Here is a 20,903-nt window from a genome sequence, read left to right as displayed (position 1 = left end):
TATTCAATGTCAAGCGCCCAGAACCGCGAGGAGCCTGGCCACCTCCGCCGCCACCGCGTCCCGGCCGGCGCCGACGTACTTGCGGGTGTCCACGACGGACGGGTCCGCGTCGAGAACCGCGCGGACCGCGGCCGTGAACGTCTTGTTCAGCTGCGTCGCGATGTTCACCTTCGTCATCCCGGCCACCACCGCGCGCCGCAGGTCGTCGTCCGGCACCCCTGAGGACCCGTGCAACACCAGCGGCACCGGGACAGCCGTCGCCAGCCGCTCGATCAGTCCGAAGTCGACGGTCGCGTCCCGCGTCAGCATCGCGTGCGAGGTGCCGACTGCCACGGCCAGCGCGTCGACCCCGACCGCCGCGACGTACTCGGCGGCCTCGGCCGGGTCCGTGCGGACGCCGGGCGCGTGCACGCCGTCCTTGCCGCCGACCTCGCCGAGTTCCGCCTCCACGTACACGCCGCGGGAGTGGCAGTGCCGCACCACGTCCGCGGTCGCCGCCACGTTGTCCACATAGGACATCGTGGACGCGTCGTACATCACCGAGCCGAACCCGAGCTCCACCGCCTGCCGGACCAGCGCGACGTCCGTGGCGTGGTCCAAATGCACGGCGACCCGCGCCGACGAGGCCGCCGCGATCGCCAACGTGGCGCGCGCCAACGGTTCCAGCGACCCGTGATACCGCACGGCGTTCTCGCTGATCTGCAGCACCACCGGCGCGCCGGCCTTCTCCGCGCCCGCGACGATGGCCTCCGCGTGCTCGACCTGGATCACGTTGAACGCGCCCACCCCGCGCCCGGATGCCTTGGCGGCGTCGACGATGTCAGCGGTCGGCGTGAGCATTCTGCTCCTCCACGACCATCGCGGCGACATGGGCGGCGTCGGCGCCGGACGTGTCCAGGACGACCGGCGTTGAGGTCGTGCGGGTCAGCTGGGCGTAGGCGTCGGCGGGCAGGCCGTCCGGCAGGTCGCCGGAGAGCACCACGACCGACGCTCGTGCCGCGAGCGCGTAGAAGCCGCCCATGAAGTCGGCCCAGTCCGAGATCGTGACCCGATCGCCCGCCAGGTCGAACAGCGACTCCCGCAGCCCAGCGGCCAGCACGTCCGCGCGGATCGCCGGACCGTTTTCCGCGTCGACGAGCCCGGTGACCATGGTCTCGTGCCCGAGCGCGTGCAGCGCCCTGGCCACGTCGATGCCCCTGCCCACCGCGCGACCGTCGAACGCGGTCTTGAGTGTGACGGTCAGAATCACGCCGCCGCCTGCCACGCCAGGATCCCGGCGCCGATGCAGCCGGCGTTGTCGCCGAGCGCCGCCCGCACGAGGGTCGGCACGCGCTGGAACGTGGTGCGCCCCTCGAGCGACCGGCGCAGCGGCACCAGCAGCGTGTCACCCGACTCCGACAGCCCGCCGCCGATCGCCACCACCTCCGGTGCCAGCAACGTGATCGCCGTGGTCAGCGCGGTCGCCAGCCCCTCGACCGCGCGTTCCCAGACCGCGAGCGCGTCCGGGTCGCCGGCGTCGACCGCGGCGGCGACGTCGGCCGCCCTGGTCACGGGTTTGCCGCTGCGCTCGGCGTAGTTGCGTGCGATGAACGCGGCGGACGCGACGGTCTCCAGGCACCCGCGGATCCCGCAGCCGCAGACCGCGCCGTCCGGGTCGACCACGATGTGCCCGATCTCACCGGCGTACCCGTCGGCGTCGAGCCGGTGCCCGTCGACGAGCACGGCCGCGGCGATCCCGGTGCCGATCGGCATGAACATCGCGTTTCGCACGCCGGTCGCCGCACCGACGGTGAACTCGGCGAGCCCACCGGTGCGCACGTCGTGCCCGAGCGCGACCGGGATGCCCGCGGCGTCGGCGACCAGCTGCCGCAGCGGCAGGTCCCGCCACCCGAGGTTGACGCCCACCCGGGCGAGCCCGAGGCGCTCGTCGATGATCCCCGGCGCGGCGACCCCGGCGCCGACCACGACCGCGTCACCGGCCTTGGCCCGCAGCTCCTCGATCAACTCGACGATCTGGGCGACGTCCACGGAGCCGTCGACCCGCCGGGTTGGGGTCCTGAGCGTGTGCACCACGCTCAGATCCTCGGCCACGAGAGCCGACTTGATCGACGTACCGCCGACGTCGATGGCCGCGACGAGCCGGTCCATGTCACCGCCTTCGCAGGTAGTGGGGTCGCATCACCGTACCTGTCACCATTCGGCGGGAGAGTGCCACGCCAGCAGACGCCGACGGCTTTCGAACCGGCGTGGTTCGCCGGACACCGGGTCGTCGAACTCGAGCACCTGCGCGAGCAGCTGCAGTGGCCGGGTGAAGTCGTCGAGCGGGTGGTCCAGCACGGTCGGGTAGAACGTGTCACCCAGGATCGGGACGCCGAGCCCGCACATGTGCAGCCGCAGCTGGTGGGTGCGGCCGGTCGCCGGCAGGAGGCGGTATCTGCCCAGCCCGTCACGCTGTTCGAGGAGCTCGACACGGGTCTCCGCGTTCGGCTCGCCCGGCACCTCCTGCGCGGCGAGCACGCCGCGCTCCTTCACGATCCGGCTCCGCACCACCGTAGGCAGAGCCAGGTCCGGCCGGTGCGGGGCGACCGCCTCGTACTCCTTGTGCACGCGCCGGTCCCGGAACAGCGTCTGGTACTTCCCGCGCAGCTCCCGGCGCACGACGAACAGCACGAGCCCAGCGGTCGGCCGGTCGAGGCGGTGGGCCGGCGCGAGTGCCGGCAGCCCCAACTGCCGCCGCAGCCGCACCAGCGCCGTCTCCACGACGTGCCGCCCGCGCGGGATGGTCGACAGGAAGTGCGGCTTGTCGGCGACCACGATGTCGTCGTCACGGTGCACGACGTCGATCGTGAACGGCACCGGCACCTCGTCGGGCAGGTCCCGGTGGAACCACACGAAGGTGCCGGGCGTGTACCTCGTGGTCGCCGTCACCGGACCGTCCAGTGCGACGAAACGTTCCTCGGCCAGCATCGCGTCGATCCGCTCCGGAGCCACCTTCGGCAGCCGCGCGCCCAGGTAGGCCCGCACCGTCGGCCACGTGCCGTCCTCCGGCAGCCGCAGGCGCGCCGGGTCGAGGCCGTGGCGTTGCGGCAGGGGAGCGGGGGTGGTTCGGCGCACCCCGCCAGCGTACGGATCACCCCGTGGGAAGAAGAAACGGCGAACGGCGAAGTAGTGGTGAAAGCTGACCGCCGACTGGAAGGGACCCACATGACCGAGGGACACATATGACGGGAACGCAGGTGTCAGACGCCGACCTGGCCGCCCGGCTCACACGGGACCCGCAGCTGTTCACCGAGGTGCACGACCGCTACTTCGCGACCATCTACGGCTACGTGGCGAGCCGGTTGGGCACGCAGACCGCCGAGGACGTCGCCGCGGAGACCTTTCTCGTCGCGTTCGACCGCCGGGGCTCGTTCGACCCCGGGCGCGGTGACCTGCGGGTCTGGCTGTTCGGCATCGCCACGAACCTGGTGGCCCGGCACCGCCGCAAAGAGGCCCGCCACTACCGCGCGCTGGCGCGTCTCGAGGTGACCTCGGCCGTCGAGGGGCACGAGAGCAGGGTGGTCGCGTCCGTGGCCGCCAAGCGGCTGCTCCCACGGCTCGCGCCGGCGCTGTCCCGGTTGTCCAAAGGGGAGCGGGACGTGCTCCTGCTCGTGGCGCTCGGCCAGCTCGCCTACGACGAAGTGGCCGAAGCGCTCGGCATCTCCCCCGGCACGGTCGGCTCCCGGCTCACCCGTGCCCGCAAGAAGCTCAACCTTGTCCTTTCTCAGGAGACACCCGATGAATGACCTGCAGTCACTGCACGCGGCACTCGCCGAGCCCGACCCGTGCCAGGACGTGATCGACCACAGCCGTCACCGGCTCCAGAACCGGATCAACGGCGGACCGGGCCCCCGGCGGCACACCCGGTGGCTGGCCGTGGGCACCGGCATCACGGTCACGGCCGCCGCTGCCGCCGTGGCGATCGCGGTCCTGCCCGGCGGCCAGCCCGCCGGCACCGACAACCCGACGGTGAGTGCCGACAACGCCGCGCCGACGAAGACGGTCACCGCCCAGCAGGTCCTCCTCGCGGCGGCCACCGCGGCCGCGAAGGCCCCCGAGGGCTCCGGCGAGTACTGGCACGTCAAGGTGACTATCGTGCGCGCCGACGGTCCGGTGGACCCGGCGGACACGTGGGACTACTGGACCGGGCGGGACGGCCGGACGTGGTTCGGTGGTCTGAAGACCGACGGCAAGGCCATGCCGGGGATCGGGGAGCCGAGGCAGTACCCGTTCGACATGTACGGCGCTGGCCTGACGCTCGAGCAGCTGCGGGCCCTGCCCACCGAGCCGGAGGCCCTGAAGACCTGGATCATCGAGGCCATCCGGAACGGCGACGGCAGGTCGAGCGCGGGACCGCTGCGGGACACCCCGGAGCTTCTGGCGGAGGCCCAGTTCGACTCGCTGTTCATGCTGGTGTCCACGCTGCCGGCGCCGCCGGAGGTCCGGGCCGCGGCCTTCCGCGCGATCGCCACGTTCCCGGATGTCCAGAGCCTGGGTGAGGTGCCGGGCGGGCAGGGCCTGCTGCTGCCGGGCGGCCAGCGGTTCGTCGTCGACACGGCGACCGGCCAGGTGACCGGGGCGTCGAGGTTCGTCACCCCGGAGGGCGCGATCTACTCGGTCGACGAGACCGGCAGCGCCGAGATCACCACCGAGTGGACCGACACGCTGCCGTCGTAAGCGGTACCGGTGGCCGGGAGCTCCTCCCGGCCACCGGTTTACATTGCACCGCGTGGATCGATATGAGCGGCTGAGCACCCTGCTGGACCTGCTCGGGCAGCGCGGCAGGGTCGACGTGGACGACCTCGCCGAGGAGCTGGACGTGTCCGCCGCCACCATCCGCCGCGACCTCGACCACCTCGCCGAGCAGCAACTGCTGACCAGGACCCGCGGCGGCGCGGTGGTCAACAACGTGGCCTACGACCTGCCACTGCGCTACAAGACCGGCCGCCACACCTCGGAGAAGGAACGGATCGGCCGCGCCGCCGCCGCACTGGTGGCACGGGGAAACGTCGTCGGCCTGAACGGCGGCACCACGACAACCGAGGTCGCACGAGCCCTCGCGCTGCGCCCGGAACTGAACGGCACGGACGAGCCCGGCGTGACCGTGGTGACCAACGCACTCAACATCGCAGGCGAGCTGGCCGTCCGTCCACAGGTGAAGATCGTCGTGACGGGCGGCGTGGCCCGGCCGGCCTCGTTCGAGCTGAGCGGCCCCCTGGCGACCCGAGTCCTCGACGAGATCACGATGGACGTCGTGTTCCTCGGTGTGGACGCCGTCGACCCCGTGCGCGGGGCGTACGCCCACCACGAGGGCGAGGCCAGCATCAACCGCCTGATGACCGAACACGCCCGCCGCGTGGTCGTGGTGGCCGACAGCACCAAGCTCGGCCGCCACGCCTTCGCCCGCATCTGCCCGACATCGGCCATCGACACGCTGATCACGGACATCGACGCATCCCCGGAGCTGGTGGCCGCGTTCGAGGCAGAGGGCGTGACGGTTCAGCTCGTGTAGCCGAGCATGCTCAGCACCAGTTCCGCGTACTGTTTGCCCAGTACCTCGGGTGCTGGTCTGCTGGTGGGGGAGTACCAGCGGGCGACGTCGATGCCCAGTGACAGCACGGCGCGGGCCGCGGTCCGGACGTCCGGGACCGTGAACACGCCGGCCTCGACGCCGTGGGTGATCAGGTCGCGGACCAGGTTCTCGGTGGTGCGGCGTAGTTCCCGGACCACTTCGAAGTCCTCCGGGGCCAGGGCGGTCAGCTCGTGCTGGACGACCCTGGCGATCACGTGTCGTTTCGCGTGCCAGGCCACGAACTGTTCCACCAGTGTGCGCATGGCGTCGACCGGGTCGGGGTGTTTCGCCACGGTGGTTTGGACCAGCTTGAGGGTTCGTTCGTGGCCGTGGCGGCTGATCGCGAACAGCACGGCCGACTTCGCCGGGAAGTGGACGTACAGGGCGGCAGGGGACATGCCGGCCGCCGTCGCGATGTCGCGGGTCGTCGTGGCGTGGTAGCCACGCGTGGCGAACAGTTCGACGGCGGCCGCCATCAGCCGGCGTGCGGTGTCCGGCCGCACGTCCGGCCACAGATCCTCGGGCGGCTCGGTCACGCGGTGATGTTCGCGTGCGGCGCGAGCAGTTGGCGGTGCCGGCCCGCCGTGCCGAGCGCGATCGAGTCGGCCTTGGCGCGCTTGAGGTACAGGTGCGCCGGGTGCTCCCACGTCATGCCGATGCCGCCGTGCAGCTGCACGCACTCCTCCGCGGCGTGCACCGCCACCGTCGAGCACAGCGACTTCGCCATGCTCGCGGCCAGCTGACCGGGGTCGTCCGCGGCGTTCCTCGCCACCGCGCGGGCCAGCACGAGGTCCTGCCACACGTCGGCCAGCCGGTGCTTCAACGCCTGGAACGAGCCGACCGGGCGGCCGAACTGGTTGCGATCCTTCAGGTACGCGACCGTCGTGTCGAGGCACCACTCCGCGATGCCCAGCTGCTCCGAGGCCAGCAGTCCCGCGCCGGTCCACAGTGCACTGTCTACTGCGGACTCGGCGGACTCCGGGCCGGCCAGCGGTGTGCTGGTCGCGCCGTCGAGGGTGACGTCCGCGATCGGGCGGGTCAGGTCGAGCGAGGTCGCCGGCGTGACCGTGACTCCCTGCTGTGCGACGGGAACGGCGTGCAGCTCCAGCCCGTCCTGGCCCTGCGCGGGCACGACCAGTACGTCCGCGACCCGCGCGTCGGCGACGGAACGGATCCGGCCGGACAGCCCGCTGCCGGACCGGATGGTGTCCGGAGTGGTCGAACCCGGTGCGGTGGCCAGTGACAGCGCGAGCGTGGCGATCGTCGAGCCGTCACCGATCGCGCCAAGCAGCTCGCGCACCTCGTTCGACGGCTTGCAGCCCAGCAACGCCGTGGTGGCGAGGACCGCGCTGCCGAGGAACGGCACCGGTGCGACGAACCGGCCCAGTTCCTCCATGACCACCGCGGTTTCGCGGACCGACGCGCCCTGTCCGCCCAACTCCTCCGGCACGTGCAGTGAGGTGGCGCCCAGACCCACCAGCTCACGCCACAGGTCGAGGTCGTACGGCTGGTCAGTCTCGCAGCGCGCCAGCACCGCGGCCGGTTGGGCGCGGTCGGTGAGCAGATCCCTGACGCTGGCCCGGAGATCGGTCTCGACGTCGGTGTACAGCAGGTTCATCGTGGCAGGTCCTTCCACGCGACCTTGGTGTCCGTCCTGGGTTCCGCCGGCAGACCGAGCACGCGTTCGGCGATGATGTTGCGCAGCACCTCGGACGTGCCGCCCTCGATCGAGTTGCCCTTCGCACGCAGGTAGCGGTAGCCGGCGCCGCGGCCGACGAAGTCCACTTTCTCCGGCCGGCGCAACGTCCAGTCGTCGTACCGCAGGCCGTCCTCGCCGAGCAGTTCGACCTCGAGCCCTGACACCTGCTGTGCGAGCTGGGCGAACGCGAGCTTCATCGCCGAGCCCTCTGGGCCGGGGGCGCCGGCGGCGAGCTGCTGACGCAGCCGGGCACCCGCCAACCGCAGCGCCTCCGACCGCGTCCACAGGTCCAGCAGCCGGTCGTGCAGTTCGGGTGTGTGCTTGTCGGGGTTGTCGCGCCACGTCTGCGCGACCACGTCGGCCATGCTGCCACCCGGCGTGGGACGGCTGCCGATGGCGACCCGCTCGTTCATCAGCGTGGTCTGCGCGACCTTCCACCCCTCACCGACCGCGCCGAGCCGGTTCGCGTCCGGCACCCGCGCGTCGGTCATGAAGACCTCGTTGAACTCCGCCTCGCCGGTGATCTGTCGCAGCGGCCGGACTTCCACGCCGGGGTCGGTCATGTCGAGGATGAAGTACGACAACCCGGCGTGCTTCGGCAGGTCCGGGTCGGTGCGGGCCAACAGGATGGCGAAGCGGGCGTTGTGCGCGCTGGACGTCCAGACCTTCTGGCCCGTGACCAGCCAGTCGTCCCCGTCCTTCACCGCCCGGGTGCCGACCGCGGCGAGGTCCGAACCGGCGCCCGGCTCGGAGAACAGCTGGCACCACACCTCCTCGCCGATCCACAGTGGACGCAGGTAGCGCTGCTTCTGCTCCTCCGTGCCGAAAGTGAGGATCGTCGGTGCGGCCATGCCGAGCCCGATGCCGATGCGGCGCGGCTCGTTGTCCGGCGTGCCGGCCAACTCCTCGTCCACAACGGACTGCATGGCGCGCGGGAGATCCAGGCCGCCGAGCCCGGTGGGGAAGTGGACCCACGCGAGACCGGCGTCGAACCGGGCACGCAGGAAGTCCACCTTGTCCATGGTCTGGTGGTCGTTGTTGCTGAGGAACTCGCGGGTCAGCTCCCGCAACTCTTTGTCGTTCACGGCACGTACACCACGATCGTCTCGGCGACACAGGCCGGCTTATCGTTGCCTTCGACCTCGATCGTCCACCGCAGGGTGGCCTGTGTGCCCTGCGGCCGGTCGGTGAGGTCGACGAGTTCCGCGCCGGCGCGGATGCGGGCGCCGACCGGGACCACCGACGGGAAGCGGACCTTGCCGAGCCCGTAGTTGATGCCCATCGACAGGCCGTCGACGCGGAAGATCTCCTTGCCCAGGAACGGGATCAGCGACAGCGTGAGGTAGCCGTGGGCGATGGTCGTCCCGAACGGGCCCTGCGCGGCCTTCTCCGCGTCCACATGGATCCACTGGTGGTCGCCCGTCGCGTCGGCGAACTGGTCGACCTGCTCCTGGGTGACCGTGTGCCAGTCGCCGTGGCCGAGGTGCTCACCCTTGGCGGCGGCGAACTCGTCGAGGGAGGCGAAGATGCGCATCGTGTGCCTCAGTCCTGTGGCCCGCCGGCCACGTAGATCACCTGGCCGGACACGAACCCGGCCTCGTCGCTGACGAGGTACGACACGCACGCGGCGATGTCCTCCGGCTGGCCGACGCGCCGCACGGGGATCGCGGCGGCCGCGCCCTCCTTGAACCGTTCGAAGTCCATCCCGACACGGGCCGCGGTCGCCGCGGTCATGTCGGTCTCGATGAACCCCGGCGCGATGGCGTTGGCGGTGACGCCGAACTTGCCGAGCTCGATGGCGAGCGTCTTGGTGAAGCCCTGCATGCCGGCCTTGGCCGCGGAGTAGTTGGCCTGGCCCCGGTTGCCGAGCGCGGAGGTGCTGGACAGGTTGACGATGCGGCCCCACTTCTGCTCCGTCTGGTGCTTCTGCACCTCGCGGCTCATCAGGAACGCGCCCCGCAGGTGGACGTTCAGCACCGTGTCCCAGTCGTCCTCGGACATCTTGAACAGCAGGTTGTCACGAAGGACGCCGGCGTTGTTGACCAGCACGGTCGGCGCGCCGAGCTCCTCGGCGACCCGGCTGACGCCGGCCGCCACCTGCTCCGCGTTCGACACGTCAGCGCCGACCGCCAGAGCCGTGCCGCCCGCGGCCTGGATGGCGGCGACGGTGTCCTTGCAGTTGTCCTCGACGAGGTCGACGACCCCGACGGCGAAGCCGTCCTGGGCAAGACGCTTGGCGACGGCGGCGCCAATGCCACGAGCAGCTCCGGTGACGATCGCGACACGGGACGGGGCCACGGATTCTCCTTCGGTCGACGAGCTAAGCAAGCGCTTAGTAAGCTACCTCGCGCGTGGAGACCGGGCAACCATCCTGAGAATTACTCGCGAGGTGGCCGCGGTCCCTCACTTCGCGTACACGCAGCCCTCGACGTCCGCGGGGATCGTGTGCGTGTCCGTTCCTTCGACCGGCTCGCACCACAGGTAGTGCAGGCCGAGGCGTTCGGTGCCCAGCGGGCCCGCGGTGACCGCGAAGCCGTTGCCGAACGCCCAGTCCGGGTTGTCGGCGATCTCGCCCGACTCGAGGCCGCGCAGCCAGAACTCCTGCAGCGCGCGCTGTTGTCCCGGCTCGAACAGCACCAGCCCCAGCTTGTCGTACGGTTCGATGCCGCACGTCGCCCACTCCGCGACGAACGGCCCGTACCAGCTCATCCGGGCCGGTCCGAGGTAGTCGGCCAACTCGTCCTCGCTCGCCGCCGTGACGTCAGCGCACTCGCCGGTCACGCTACCCACCCACGAGGCCAGGTCGTCCATCGTCGCGACGGGTTGGCTCAGCGCCGGGGTGCCGGTGTCGCCGGCGGGCGCCAACATCGGGTCGTCGGACGGGGCCTGCTGATGCCCGTGGGGCGCGATGGGCGGAGTGTCACCACCGCAGCCGGTGGTCGCCAACGCCACCACGACGAACAGCAGGATGCGCCACATCGTCTCGCCTTCGCGTCGTCGCGGAGTCTGGGAGCGCTCCCATATTTGTTAGCACCCGGTCGTGGCACTGTCAAAGCCACGGTCTCAGAAGTCGAAGCCGCCCGGCTTGCCGTTGCGGTCGGCGATGAGGCCGGCCAGGGTGGCGATCGCGATCTCGGCCGGAGTCCGGGAGCCGATGTTCAGGCCGATGGGCCGGTGGACGCGGGCGATCTCGCTGTCGGAGACACCCAGGTCCTTCAGCGCGGCCACGTGGGGACCGGGATGGCGCGGATTGCCCATGATGCCGATCCAGCGCACCGGGAGCCTCAACGCCTCCGCCAGCAGCGGACCCATCTCCGCGCGGTGGTGGTCGGTCACCACGACGTCCGCGTCCGCGCCGAGCCCGGGGAAGTGAGTGAGCACCTCAGCGGCGATGGTCTGGTCGCGGGAGACCCGGCCGCGCTCCGGTTCGATCAGGACCGGCCGGAAGCCGAGGTCTTGGCCGTAGCGCAGCAGCAGGTCCGCCACGGGCGAGGCGAACACCGCCACCAACGTGCGTGTCTGCGTCGCCGCCGGGGCGTCGCCGTGTGCCACCGCACGGCTCGCGTCGTCGTTCGCCATGAGTCCTAGGGTGGCACGTGTGCCGACGAACGTCACTTTGCCCTACAACGGGCTGACCCTGGACCGTGCCCGGCGCACCGACGAGTCCTGGCTCGCCGGCGCCCAGTCCGAGGGGCGGGTCCTCGCGTTCTGGCGGGACCGGTGCCTCGTCGCCGGCGGGCACCCGGTCGACCTGGCCGGGACCGAGCGGGAGACGGTCTTTCTCGGCGCGGACGGCATCGCCGTGTTCGCCGCCGACCTCTCCGAGCTGGACGAGACCGCCGCGCTCCGGGAGGCCCATGCGGACGCCGTCGTCGACATCCGAGCGCTCTTCCCGGGGCTCGACCCGCAGGAGGCGGCCACCCTCGCCTACGCCCGCGGCATGCTCCACTGGAGCCGCAACCAGCGGTTCTGCGGGGCGTGCGGCGGCCGCGCCGACGCCGAGCAGGCCGGGCACGTCCGCCGCTGCCGTGGCTGCGACAAGCTGCACTTCCCGCGCATCGAGCCGGCCGTGATCATGCTCGTGGAGGCCCCGGACCGGCAGCGCTGCCTGCTCGCACGGCACCGGGGCGCCGCGGAAGGCGCCTACGCGACGCTCGCCGGGTTCCTCGAGATCGGCGAGAGCCTCGAGGACGCCGTGCACCGCGAGCTGTACGAGGAGGCCGGCGTACGGGTGCGTGAGGTCAGCTACCAGGCGTCGCAGGCGTGGCCCTTCCCGTCCGGGCTCATGGTCGGCTTTCGTGCCGTGGCGGAGACCGTGGACGTGACCGTGGACCGCGACGAGCTCATCGAGGCCCGTTGGTTCACCCGGGACGAGGTACGTGCACTCGGCGGGGGCCGGCGCGACTCGATCGAGTCCTTCCTCGTCGACACGTGGTTGCGCGAAATCGGGTGAGCCGGACGCCGTCCCGTGCCATGGTCGAGGCATGTCGTTCGACGAGCTGGTGGCCGAGGCCGACGCGGTGTCCGTCGACGGGTGGGACTTCTCCTGGCTCGAGGGGCGTGCCACGGAGGAGCGTCCGCCCTGGGGGTACCAGCGCCTCATGGGGGAGCGGATGGCGCGCGCGTCGGTCGCGCTCGACCTCCAGACCGGCGGAGGCGAGGTGCTGGCCGGCGTTCCCCGGCTCGCGCCGCTGACCGTGGCCACGGAGTCCTGGCCGCCCAATATCGCACGGGCCCGGCGAAACCTCGGCCCGCACGGGGTGACCGTGGTCGCTGACCGTGGCGAGCCGCCGTTTCCGTTCCAGGACAACGCGTTCGACCTCGTGGTCAGCCGCCATCCGGTGCGTGCCCCCTGGCCGGAGATCGCCCGCGTGCTGGCGTCCGGCGGCACCTACCTGTCCCAGGAGATCGGGCCCGCCAGCGTGTTCGAGCTCGTCGAGTTCTTCCGCGGGCCGCTGGGGCGGGACGGGCGGGACCCCGAGCAGGCCCGCGCCATGGCCGAGGCCGCCGGACTCGAGGTCGTCGACCTGCGCACCGCCCGGCTACGCATCGAGTTCTTCGACATCGGCGCCGTCGTCTACTTCCTGCGCAAGGTGATCTGGATGATGCCCGGGTTCACGGTGGCGCAACACCGCCCCAAGCTCCATGAACTACACGAGAAGATCACCCGCGAGGGGCCGTTCGTCGCGCACAGTTCCCGCTTCCTGATCGAGGCACGCAAGCCGTAACCCCATCAGGCGTGTTCCTTGGCTCGTCGGGCATGAAGTTGTCGGTCGCACGGGCTCAGGTTGGCCTCCCTTCCGTCCGGCGGTGGGCTCACGACGTGGTCGTGCACAGGCGGGCTCACCTCGGCGCATTCCTCATGTTGGCAGGTATCGATCACATGTTCGATACTATCACCGTGCCGCGCGGTGAACACTGAAGGGCTGGAGGTGATGCCATGCGCTTCCGAGACCGTGCTCACGCGGGTCGGGTGCTGGCCACGCGCCTCACTCACCTGCGCGAAGCCAAGCCGGTCGTCGTCGGGTTGCCTCGTGGGGGCGTGCCGGTGGCCGCCGAGGTCGCCGCCGCGCTGGACGCCGACCTGGACGTGGTGCTCGTCCGCAAGATCGGGGCGCCGAACCGCCGCGAGCTGGCCGTCGGCGCCGTCGGGGAGGACGGAGTGACCGTCCGGAACGACGCCGTCCTGCGCGAGCTGGGGCTCACCTGGGACGACCTCGCCGAACAGGTGGCCCGCGAACGCGCGGAGATCGTGCGGCGCGCCTGTGTCCTGCGCCCCGGCCCCCGCCCGGACCTGGCCGGCCGGACCGTCATCCTCGTCGATGACGGGATCGCCACCGGCGCCACCGTCATCGCCGCGCTGCGGATCCTGCGTCACTTCGGTGCCGCGCGCGTCGTGCTCGCCGTGCCGGTGGCGCCACCCGACTCCCTGCGTGCGCTCGCCCCACTCGCCGACGAGGTCGTCTGCCCCGCCACGCCCCGGCACTTCTCCGCGGTCGGCCAGTGGTACGAGGACTTCACGCAGGTGCCGGACGAGCAGGTGCGCGAACTCCTGGGATAAGTAGGCTCCTCGCGTGGCGCCTTTCGATCCCGACGCGGAGCTCGAACCGGACTTTCATCTGATCAAGAACGGTCCGGTGCTCCACTACCGGGACCGCGACCGCCTGCACGAGGATGTCACGTCGCTGGCCCGTCTCGGCTACCTCGTCCACCGCTTCGACGCGGGTGCGTGGGCGAGCCAGGCCGACTTCCACCGCGACATCGCGGAGGCGCTGGACTTCCCGGACTACTACGGCCGCAACCTCGACGCCTTCAACGACTGCCTCCGCGACGTCGCGATGTACCAGTACGGCGCCTCCGCCGAGGCGACCGGCACCGTCCTGGTGTTCACCGCCTACGACGCGTTCGCACGCCGCGAACCGCCGGCCGCCCAGGTCATCCTCGACATCATCACCAGGCAGGCGCACTTCGCCATGCTGTTCGGCCACCGCCTGGTGTGCCTGGTCGACCAGGGTTGAGGTCAGCCGTCCTTGGCGAAGACGCGGGTCAGGACGGCAAAGCCGATCCCGGCGACCCCGACCACGACGCCCGCGACCACCAACCCCGACAGCGCCAGCACCAGCCCGGTCGCCCCGAACAGGACGAACTCCGTCACGAACCGGGTCGGCTCCGGCAGCCGCCGTCCCGCCCTTGGCGCGAGGAACAGACCCCACAGAGCCGCCGCGACCACCGGTAGCAGTACCGCGTCGACGATGCTGAACACCACGCCGTCACCGAGCCGATAGCCGGCCACGGCCAGACCGGCCAACATGGCCAGCTCACTGAGGAATCGGCCGACCAGCACGATGCCCGAGATCCCCTGCAACCGCGGCGTGTCTTCGGATGTCACCGGCACAGCCTACGGCCACCGACCATTGTGGACCGCGCACGGGCTCGTCCGGAACACGCCAGCTTTCCGGCTCACCGATTGCTGAACTGGAGCACATGTCACCAGCTGTTCTGTCGGTCACCATGGGCATCTTCTCCATCGTGACAGCCGAAATCCTTCCCATCGGGCTGCTCACCTCGATCGGCGACAGCTTCGCCGTCTCGGACGGAACCGCGGGGCTGATGATGACCATGCCGGGCTTCCTGGCCGCCGTCGCCGCGCCGGTGGTCACGGTCGCGACCGCTCGGGTGGACCGCAGGCAGCTCCTGCGTGCGCTGATGTTGTTGCTGACACTCGCGAACTTCGCCGCGGCCGCCGCGCTGGGCTACTGGACCGTGTTGCTGTCGCGAGTACTCGTGGGAATCACCATCGGCGGGTTCTGGTCCGTCGCCGCCGGTCTCGCCGAACGGCTCGTCCCTCCCGGTTCGGTGCCGCGGGCCACCGCGGTGATCTTCTCCGCCGTCCCGCTCGGCTCGGTCCTCGGCGTGCCCGCCGGCACGTTCATCGGTGACGTCGCCGGCTGGCGCACGGCTTTCGTCGTCCTGGCGGTCCTTTCCGGGCTCGTGCTGGTGGCTCTCACCGTCGTGGTGCCGCCGCTGCCCCCGGTTCAGGTGACCGACCTCGGCGTCCTCCGGGCCGCGCTCGGTCGGACGCGTATCGCATTGCTGCTGACTTTTCTGATCGTGTTGGCGCACTTCGGCACGTACACCTACGTGACTCCTTTTCTGGAGCAGGTGCCGCGCCTGTCCTCGGGGAACATCACGGTCCTGCTCCTCGTCTATGGCACGGCCGGCGTCGCCGGCAACTTCCTCGCCGGGACCGCTGTCGCGCGGTATCCACGTGCGGCCTTCGGCACGAGCGCGGCTCTGCTGGCGGGCGCCACGCTGCTGCTCCCACTGAGCGGCACCTCGCTGGTGGGGGCCGCAGCGCTCCTCGTGGTGTGGGGTCTCGCCTACGGGGCCGTGCCCGTCTGCTCACAGACGTGGTTCGTCAAGGCCTTACCACGCACTCCGGAGGCTGCCTCGGTCCTGTTCACCGCGTCGTTCCAGGCCACGATCGGGCTCGGCGCGCTCGCCGGCGGCGTCGTGGTGGACCGGACCTCCCCGTCGACCGTGCTGTTGCTCGGCGGCCTCACCGCGACGCTCGTCATCGTGGTTGTCGCCGGAACTTGTCCGCGTGGTCGGCTACCCATTGGCGGAACGCGCGTGCCGCGATCCCGGTGACGTCGTGCACCGTTGACGTCGGTGGTGCGGGTTTCGTCATCATCGCGGCCTGGGCGGCGAGAACACCGTCCGCGGTCTCCTGTGGCCAGCCCATGGCGAGCATCCGCTGGTGTGCGTTCTCGGGTGACGTCTCCACCCAGTGCACCGGGCGGCCGATCTCGTCGCCGATGATGCGAGCCTGATCGGCGTGGACACGATCGTGCCCGCCCTGCTCGACACACTGCTGCTCTATCTCCTGCGTGGCTGGTTCCACGAACAGCATCGGCGTGAACCGAGAGGCGGGTGGGCGGCACCTCCGAGTACGCCTTCGCGAACGCCTTCAAACGCACGTACGGCATTGCCCCCGGCCAGTTTCGGCGCGGCATCCCCGTACCACCCGCTACAGCTGGCCTGCGTTGATCACCCGGACCGCCGCCGCGCCGATCTCGTCCGATCCGGCCAGGTCGATCTCCGCGGTGAAGCCCCAGTCGCCGTCGCCGGCCGGGTCGTCGAAGATCTGCCTTGCCTCCCAACGATCCTCGTGTTCGGTGAGGATCAGGAACCTGGGGCCCCTGGCGTCCGGGCCGGTGCGGATCTCGTCGTGTTCGGCGAAGTACGGCTCCAGCGCGTCCGCCCACGCGTCGGCGTCCCAACCGGACTCGCCGTCGAGCTCGCCCAGCTCGTGGAACCGCCGGGCGGCGGCGAGTTGCACCCGGTGGAACAACGCGTTGCGCACCAGCACCCGGAAGGCTCGCACGTTCCGCGTCACGGCCGGGGCCCGCTCGTCGGCGTCCGCCGACACCACCTCGTCGGTCGGGTTGGTCAGCTTCTCCCACTCGTCCAGCAGGCTGGAGTCGACCTGGCGGACCAGCTCGCCGAGCCACTCGGTGAGGTCGGTCAGCTCCTCGGTCTTCGCCTCGTCCGGCACGGTCTGCCGCAGCGCCTTGTACGCGTCGGCCAGGTAGCGCAGCACCATGCCCTCGCTGCGCGCCAGCTGGTAGAAGCTCACGTACTCGGTGAACGTCATCGAGCGCTCGAACATGTCACGCGCCACCGACTTCGGCGACAGGTGGTAGTCCGCCACCCACGGGTGCCCGCGCCGGTAGGTCTCGTACGCCCCGTGCAGCAGCTCCTCGAGAGGCTTCGGGTAGGTGACGTTCTCGAGCAGCGTCATCCGCTCCTCGTACTCCACGCCGTCGGCCTTCATGGCCTGCACGGCCTCGCCGCGCGCCTTGTGCTCCTGCGCGGACAGGATCTGCCTCGGGTTCTCCAACGTCGCCTCGATGACCGACAGGACGTCGAGCGGGTAGGACGGCGACTCCTTGTCCAGCAGCTCGATGGTCGCGAGCGCGAGCGGCGACAGTGGCTGGTTCAGCGCGAAGTCCAGCTGCAGGTCCACGGTGAGCCGGATCTCGCGGCCCTGTTCGTCCGGTTCGGACAGTCGCTCGACCACGCCGGCGGCGAGCAGCGCCCGGTAGATGGCGATGGCGCGGCGGATGTGCCGCCGCTGCGCCGGCCGGTCCTCGTGGTTGTCCTCCAGCAGCTTGCGCATGGCCGTGAACGCGTCGCCTGGGCGGCCGATCACGTTGAGCAGCAACGAGTGCGTGACCACGAAGCTCGACGTCAGCGCCTCAGGCTCGGCCTCGATGAGCCGCTGGAACGTCGGCTCGCCCCACCCGATCGAACCCTCCGGCGGTCGCTTCTTCACCACCTTGCGGCGCTTCTTCGGGTCGTCGCCGGCCTTGGCCAGGGCCTTCTCGTTCTCGATCACGTGCTCGGGCGCCTGCACGACGACGTTGCCGACCGTGTCGTAGCCGGCCCGTCCGGCCCGCCCGGCGATCTGGTGGAACTCGCGTGCCTTGAGCAGCCGGACCTTCTGACCGTCGTACTTGGACAGCGCGGTGAACACGACCGTGCGGATCGGCACGTTGATGCCGACCCCCAGCGTGTCGGTGCCGCACACGATCTTCATGAGCCCGGCCTGCGCGAGCCGTTCGACCAGCCGGCGGTACTTCGGCAGCATGCCGGCGTGGTGCACCCCGATCCCGTGGCGCACGAGCCGGGACAGCGTCTTGCCGAAGCCCGCCGTGAACCGGAAGTTGCCGATGAGCTTCGCGATCCGGTCCTTCTCCTCGCGGGAGCAGACGTTGATGCTCATCAGGTTCTGCGCCCGCTCCAGCGCCGCCGCCTGCGTGAAGTGGACGACGTAGATCGGCGCCTGGCTGGTGCTGAGCAGCTCCTCGATCGTCTCGTGGAGCGGGGTCATCCGGAACGAGTAGAACAGCGGCACCGGCCGTTCCGCCGACGTGACGACTGCCGTCGGGCGGCCGGTGCGGCGGGTGAGGTCCTCCTGGAAGCGCGTGACGTCCCCGAGCGTCGCGGACATCAGCAGGAACTGCGCCTTCTCCAACTCCAGCAGCGGCACCTGCCACGCCCACCCGCGGTCAGGCTCGGCGTAGAAGTGGAACTCGTCCATGATCACCGTGCCGACGTCGGCCGCCGAGCCCTCGCGCAACGCGATGTTGGCCAGGATCTCGGCGGTGCAGCAGATGATCGGCGCCGCCGCGTTGACGCTCGAGTCACCCGTGATCATGCCGACGTTCTCCGCGCCGAAGGTGTCGCACAGCGCGAAGAACTTCTCCGACACGAGCGCCTTGATGGGCGCGGTGTAGAAACTCCGCTGCCCGGCGGCCATGGCCGTGAAGTGCGCGCCCGTGGCCACCATGCTCTTGCCGGAGCCGGTCGGCGTGGACAGGATGACGTTCGCCCCGGAGACGATCTCGATCATCGCCTCCTGCTGCGCCGGGTACAGCGACAGACCCTCGTTCTCCGCCCACGTGGAGAAGGCGTCGAAGAGGGCGTCCGGATCCTGTTCAGCGGGCAGCACGTCGGTGAGAGTCATGATGGGATCGATGGTCCCACGTCCTGTCGCTACGGGAGTCGACGGGCGTGCTCGCCGGAGGTCTGCCTCGGGATCGCTGGCGGCTCCAGGTCGTGCCAGGACCGCAGCGCGGTCGGCGGCGGCCAGTTCGGCATGACCTCCCCGACGGCACGGTGCACGCCGAGCGCGCGCCCGCACTGCTCCCGCCAGGTCGCTGGATCGTGTCGCAGCCGGTCACCGAGCGCGAGTTGCGTGTGCAGCGAGTGCCGGTAGATGCCCCCGGCCGACAGGTGCGTCGGCACGGTGCCCGCGCACTCCGGGCAGTCACACGGCCATAACCCGGCGAGGCCGGGCGTCCGCGCCACGATGCGGGCGAGCACGGCCGAGCGGTGGTGACCGAGCAGCGCCGGGACGAACAGCCCGGAGGTGATGCCGAGCGCGCCGGCGTGTGCGCCGTTGCAGACCGCGCCGAGGGCGCCGACGTCGGCCCGCAGCACCACGACCGGCACGGTCGCCGTGAGGAGCCGGACGAGCCCGCTGGTGACGGGCTGGCCGCCGCACGAGCCGGGAACGACCGCGACGGGCAGCCCAGCCTCGTTGAGCGTGGTGATCAGCTGGTTGAGACGCGGGCGTTCGATGAACCAGCCGGCGGCCAGCGGGAGGGTGACGAGCAGGGGCGGCGGGTGGTTCGACGCGTCGGTGAGAAGCCGGTCCAGGCCCATCCAGTCGCCTGCGGCGAGGTAGCCGGAGTCGGTCAGCGCGACGAGGCCGAGGTCGTGCTGTTCGGCGATCCAGGCGGCGGTGAGGCCGACGCTGGCCGGGACGCTGTGCCGGCCCGTGTAGCGGGCTGCGTCGCACAGGATCGGCCCGGGGTAGTGGAGCCGTTGTAGGTGGCGGACGGTCGTGCTGGGCTTGGGACCGGTCAGCACGAGGCCGGAGTGGTACCGGTTGGTGATGGGCGCGACGGTGTCCGCTCGTTCCGGCGGGCACTGGACGAGTAATCGGTGTCTGAGGTTGTCAACTGACATGAGGTATACCGTGCACTGACCGCGCATAAGTTGTCACGGGTTGTCACCCCATGGGTTGGCATTTCCGCCCGGATGGTCGGCGCAAACTACTTCCCGTGGTCGAACGGGTGCGCTAATGCAAAAACGATGCTCGCACCGCAACCTTCACCGTGCGGCGATCTTGACTCTTCTCGCCGGGGGCGACCAGAATCACTGCTGAAACAATTTCACATTTATGCCCGGTCGGGAGGGCCTGTGATGTCCCTGCGTTACCTCGCGGCGGCCGCCGCCTCGTCTGTTGTCGCGGTCGCCGTTGCGTTTGCCGGTGCACCCGCAATTGCTCAACCCGCTGTCCTACCCACCGCCGCCGTCGCGCTCGGAGACAGTTTCATCTCCGGCGAAGGCGGCGGGGACTATTCCGCCGTGACCGACGTGAACGGGGCGGCGCAAGGCTTTCCGGGTTGGTCGGCGGCGAACACCAATGCCTACTTCTGCCACAGGTCCCCGAACGCGTCGGTGTTCCGGGCGACGCTGCCGGGCATCCAGGACCGGTTCAACCTGGCCTGCTCGGGCGGTCAGCCGTTCGACGTCCTGAACGCGTCGTCCGGCCGTGCCAAGGGCCGAACCGTCGCGTCGCAGTTGGACCAACTCCGAGCGGTGGCGACCACACACGACATCGACCTGGTACTGGTCGGACTCGGCTCGAACAACAGCTCGTTCACCTTCGGGGACGCGGCCTCGGTGTGCGCCAACCGTTTCATCGCCGACGCGTGGACCGGTTGGTGGGAGTTCTGGGCCTACCTCGGCGGTGACGTGCCGCAGGAGCCGTGCAACATCTCCGACCTGGCGACCGACGCCGAACTGGCCGCGGCGACGGCGGAGACCACCGACGCACTGCGCGCCCTGCTGACCACACTGGACCAGGTCGACGCCGACGGCCAGCACCGTGTCGTGTTCCAGGACTACACCAACCCGCTGCCGACCGACTTCGCCCAGCGCTACCACGAAGAGGACGGCCGGGCCGACAACCGCGACAAGTTCCGTGCCCTTGGCGCCGAACGGTACGCGGCCGGTTGCCCAGCACACCGCGCGAGCCTCGCGGCAGGTCACCTGTTCTCGCAGGCACTCGGCTCGATCGTCAGCTCGGCACACGCGACGCTCTCCTCCGAGTTCCCCTCGGATGACCTGGTGTACCTGAACGTGCAGTCCGCGTTCAACGGCGCCCGGCTGTGCGAGAACGACGGCAGCCCAGGAAACGCACTGGCCACACCGATCCGCCTGATGGACGGCCCGAGCGGGACCTTTGTGACGAGCCTGTCCGGCTACGACAAGCTGGACATCCAGCGAATCGCCAACACCTGCGTCACGTACTTCCAGACGTGCCAGGAATCCTGGCACCCCAACGCCAACGGTTACGGTGTGCTGGGCCAGTGCCTGTCCGGCGCCGCGGTGACCGCGAGCCGCCAGGTGTCCTGTGTTCGTCAAAGCGGCGGAAATGTGACGGTAGGGTAGTTCGCCAGGCCGGCACACGGCCCCGTTGGGGTGGTGTTGCGCGTGTGGCACAAGGATTTCCCG

The 20,903-nt window shown here is 70.5% G+C and carries 24 protein-coding genes; 9 read left to right on the top strand and 15 right to left on the bottom strand.

What is annotated here, in order from left to right; all coding sequences use genetic code 11:
- Positions 1–9: 9 nt before the first annotated feature.
- From VF106_RS45225 to VF106_RS45210, 4 genes are read right to left on the bottom strand one after another with little or no spacing between them, the layout of a single operon-like run.
- Entirely contained in the window at positions 10–840 is an 831-nt protein-coding gene (locus VF106_RS45225; protein ID WP_330846244.1) for a class II fructose-bisphosphate aldolase, read from the bottom strand.
- Complete coding sequence (locus VF106_RS45220; RefSeq protein WP_330846243.1) at positions 821–1,249, bottom strand: 1-phosphofructokinase family hexose kinase; 429 nt, start codon at positions 1,247–1,249, stop codon at positions 821–823. Before VF106_RS45220 ends, VF106_RS45225 begins: the two co-directional genes overlap by 20 nt.
- Entirely contained in the window at positions 1,246–2,148 is a 903-nt protein-coding gene (locus tag VF106_RS45215) for an ROK family protein (RefSeq protein ID WP_330846242.1), read from the bottom strand. The genes VF106_RS45220 and VF106_RS45215 overlap by 4 nt, the downstream gene beginning before the upstream one ends.
- Before the next feature lie 42 nt (positions 2,149–2,190).
- A complete protein-coding gene (locus VF106_RS45210) occupies positions 2,191–3,114 on the bottom strand; it encodes an RluA family pseudouridine synthase (RefSeq protein WP_330846241.1) in 924 nt (307 codons plus the stop codon).
- Positions 3,115–3,221: 107 nt separating this feature from the next.
- Between VF106_RS45210 and VF106_RS45205 the strand changes: the two genes are divergently transcribed.
- From VF106_RS45205 to VF106_RS45195, 3 genes are read left to right on the top strand one after another with little or no spacing between them, the layout of a single operon-like run.
- Positions 3,222–3,785 carry an RNA polymerase sigma factor gene (locus VF106_RS45205; RefSeq protein WP_330846240.1) on the top strand — a complete coding sequence of 188 codons (564 nt, stop codon included), beginning with the start codon at positions 3,222–3,224 and terminating at the stop codon, positions 3,783–3,785.
- Positions 3,778–4,716 (top strand): CU044_5270 family protein, encoded by a 939-nt coding sequence (locus VF106_RS45200; RefSeq protein WP_330846239.1) that lies wholly within the window; start codon positions 3,778–3,780, stop codon positions 4,714–4,716. The genes VF106_RS45205 and VF106_RS45200 overlap by 8 nt, the downstream gene beginning before the upstream one ends.
- Positions 4,717–4,768: 52 nt before the next feature.
- Entirely contained in the window at positions 4,769–5,551 is a 783-nt protein-coding gene (locus VF106_RS45195) for a DeoR/GlpR family DNA-binding transcription regulator (protein ID WP_330846238.1), read from the top strand.
- Here VF106_RS45195 and VF106_RS45190 read toward each other — a convergent pair.
- The 7 genes from VF106_RS45190 to VF106_RS45160 form a co-directional block, all read right to left on the bottom strand.
- A complete protein-coding gene (locus VF106_RS45190) occupies positions 5,539–6,087 on the bottom strand; it encodes a TetR/AcrR family transcriptional regulator (protein WP_330846279.1) in 549 nt (182 codons plus the stop codon). The genes VF106_RS45195 and VF106_RS45190 overlap by 13 nt on opposite strands.
- Positions 6,088–6,143: 56 nt before the next feature.
- A complete protein-coding gene (locus VF106_RS45185) occupies positions 6,144–7,229 on the bottom strand; it encodes an acyl-CoA dehydrogenase family protein (protein WP_330846237.1) in 1,086 nt (361 codons plus the stop codon).
- Positions 7,226–8,380, bottom strand: a complete 1,155-nt coding sequence (locus VF106_RS45180; protein ID WP_414639216.1) for an acyl-CoA dehydrogenase family protein — start codon at positions 8,378–8,380, stop codon at positions 7,226–7,228. The genes VF106_RS45185 and VF106_RS45180 overlap by 4 nt, the downstream gene beginning before the upstream one ends.
- Positions 8,381–8,391: 11 nt before the next feature.
- Complete coding sequence (locus VF106_RS45175; protein ID WP_330846235.1) at positions 8,392–8,844, bottom strand: MaoC family dehydratase; 453 nt, start codon at positions 8,842–8,844, stop codon at positions 8,392–8,394.
- A gap of 8 nt (positions 8,845–8,852) precedes the next feature.
- Complete coding sequence (gene fabG / locus VF106_RS45170) at positions 8,853–9,608, bottom strand: 3-oxoacyl-ACP reductase FabG (protein ID WP_330846234.1); 756 nt, start codon at positions 9,606–9,608, stop codon at positions 8,853–8,855.
- Positions 9,609–9,713: 105 nt separating this feature from the next.
- Complete coding sequence (locus tag VF106_RS45165) at positions 9,714–10,289, bottom strand: hypothetical protein (protein WP_330846233.1); 576 nt, start codon at positions 10,287–10,289, stop codon at positions 9,714–9,716.
- 84 nt (positions 10,290–10,373) lie between these two features.
- The gene (locus tag VF106_RS45160) at positions 10,374–10,889 is read right to left on the bottom strand and encodes an XdhC family protein (RefSeq protein ID WP_330846232.1); all 516 of its coding nucleotides are present in this window, start codon (positions 10,887–10,889) and stop codon (positions 10,374–10,376) included.
- Between the two features lie 19 nt (positions 10,890–10,908).
- Between VF106_RS45160 and nudC the strand changes: the two genes are divergently transcribed.
- The 4 genes from nudC (at position 10,909) to VF106_RS45140 (ending at position 13,828) form a co-directional block, all read left to right on the top strand.
- Complete coding sequence (gene nudC, locus VF106_RS45155) at positions 10,909–11,763, top strand: NAD(+) diphosphatase (RefSeq protein WP_330846231.1); 855 nt, start codon at positions 10,909–10,911, stop codon at positions 11,761–11,763.
- Between the two features lie 31 nt (positions 11,764–11,794).
- Positions 11,795–12,538, top strand: coding sequence for a class I SAM-dependent methyltransferase (locus VF106_RS45150; RefSeq protein ID WP_330846230.1), 744 nt, complete (start codon positions 11,795–11,797; stop codon positions 12,536–12,538).
- Between the two features lie 212 nt (positions 12,539–12,750).
- A complete protein-coding gene (locus tag VF106_RS45145; RefSeq protein WP_330846229.1) occupies positions 12,751–13,371 on the top strand; it encodes a phosphoribosyltransferase in 621 nt (206 codons plus the stop codon).
- 13 nt (positions 13,372–13,384) lie between these two features.
- On the top strand, positions 13,385–13,828 hold the full coding sequence (locus VF106_RS45140) for a barstar family protein (RefSeq protein WP_330846228.1): 444 nt from the start codon (positions 13,385–13,387) through the stop codon (positions 13,826–13,828).
- Between the two features lie 2 nt (positions 13,829–13,830).
- Here the strand turns inward: VF106_RS45140 and VF106_RS45135 are convergent, their stop codons facing one another.
- Complete coding sequence (locus VF106_RS45135; RefSeq protein ID WP_330846227.1) at positions 13,831–14,199, bottom strand: YrdB family protein; 369 nt, start codon at positions 14,197–14,199, stop codon at positions 13,831–13,833.
- 95 nt (positions 14,200–14,294) lie between these two features.
- Between VF106_RS45135 and VF106_RS45130 the strand changes: the two genes are divergently transcribed.
- Positions 14,295–15,461, top strand: a complete 1,167-nt coding sequence (locus VF106_RS45130) for an MFS transporter (RefSeq protein ID WP_330846226.1) — start codon at positions 14,295–14,297, stop codon at positions 15,459–15,461.
- On the opposite strand, the gene VF106_RS45125 is transcribed toward VF106_RS45130, so the two are convergent.
- The 3 genes from VF106_RS45125 to VF106_RS45115 all read right to left on the bottom strand — a co-directional run bounded on the left by VF106_RS45125 (position 15,385) and on the right by VF106_RS45115 (position 19,349).
- Entirely contained in the window at positions 15,385–15,723 is a 339-nt protein-coding gene (locus VF106_RS45125) for a hypothetical protein (RefSeq protein ID WP_330846225.1), read from the bottom strand. The two genes, VF106_RS45130 and VF106_RS45125, sit on opposite strands and share 77 nt — an antisense overlap.
- A 117-nt stretch (positions 15,724–15,840) precedes the next feature.
- The gene (locus tag VF106_RS45120) at positions 15,841–18,342 is read right to left on the bottom strand and encodes a DEAD/DEAH box helicase (protein ID WP_330846224.1); all 2,502 of its coding nucleotides are present in this window, start codon (positions 18,340–18,342) and stop codon (positions 15,841–15,843) included.
- Positions 18,343–18,371: 29 nt separating this feature from the next.
- A complete protein-coding gene (locus tag VF106_RS45115; RefSeq protein WP_330846223.1) occupies positions 18,372–19,349 on the bottom strand; it encodes a hypothetical protein in 978 nt (325 codons plus the stop codon).
- Positions 19,350–19,751: 402 nt separating this feature from the next.
- Between VF106_RS45115 and VF106_RS45110 the strand changes: the two genes are divergently transcribed.
- A complete protein-coding gene (locus VF106_RS45110; RefSeq protein ID WP_330846222.1) occupies positions 19,752–20,840 on the top strand; it encodes a hypothetical protein in 1,089 nt (362 codons plus the stop codon).
- Positions 20,841–20,903: the final 63 nt, after the last annotated feature.

It is taken from the genome of Actinophytocola sp. (assembly GCF_036378875.1).
Lineage (GTDB): Bacteria > Actinomycetota > Actinomycetes > Mycobacteriales > Pseudonocardiaceae > Actinophytocola.
Note: the sequence above shows the minus strand (reverse complement) of the source record. Positions and strands in the feature narration are given on the sequence as shown.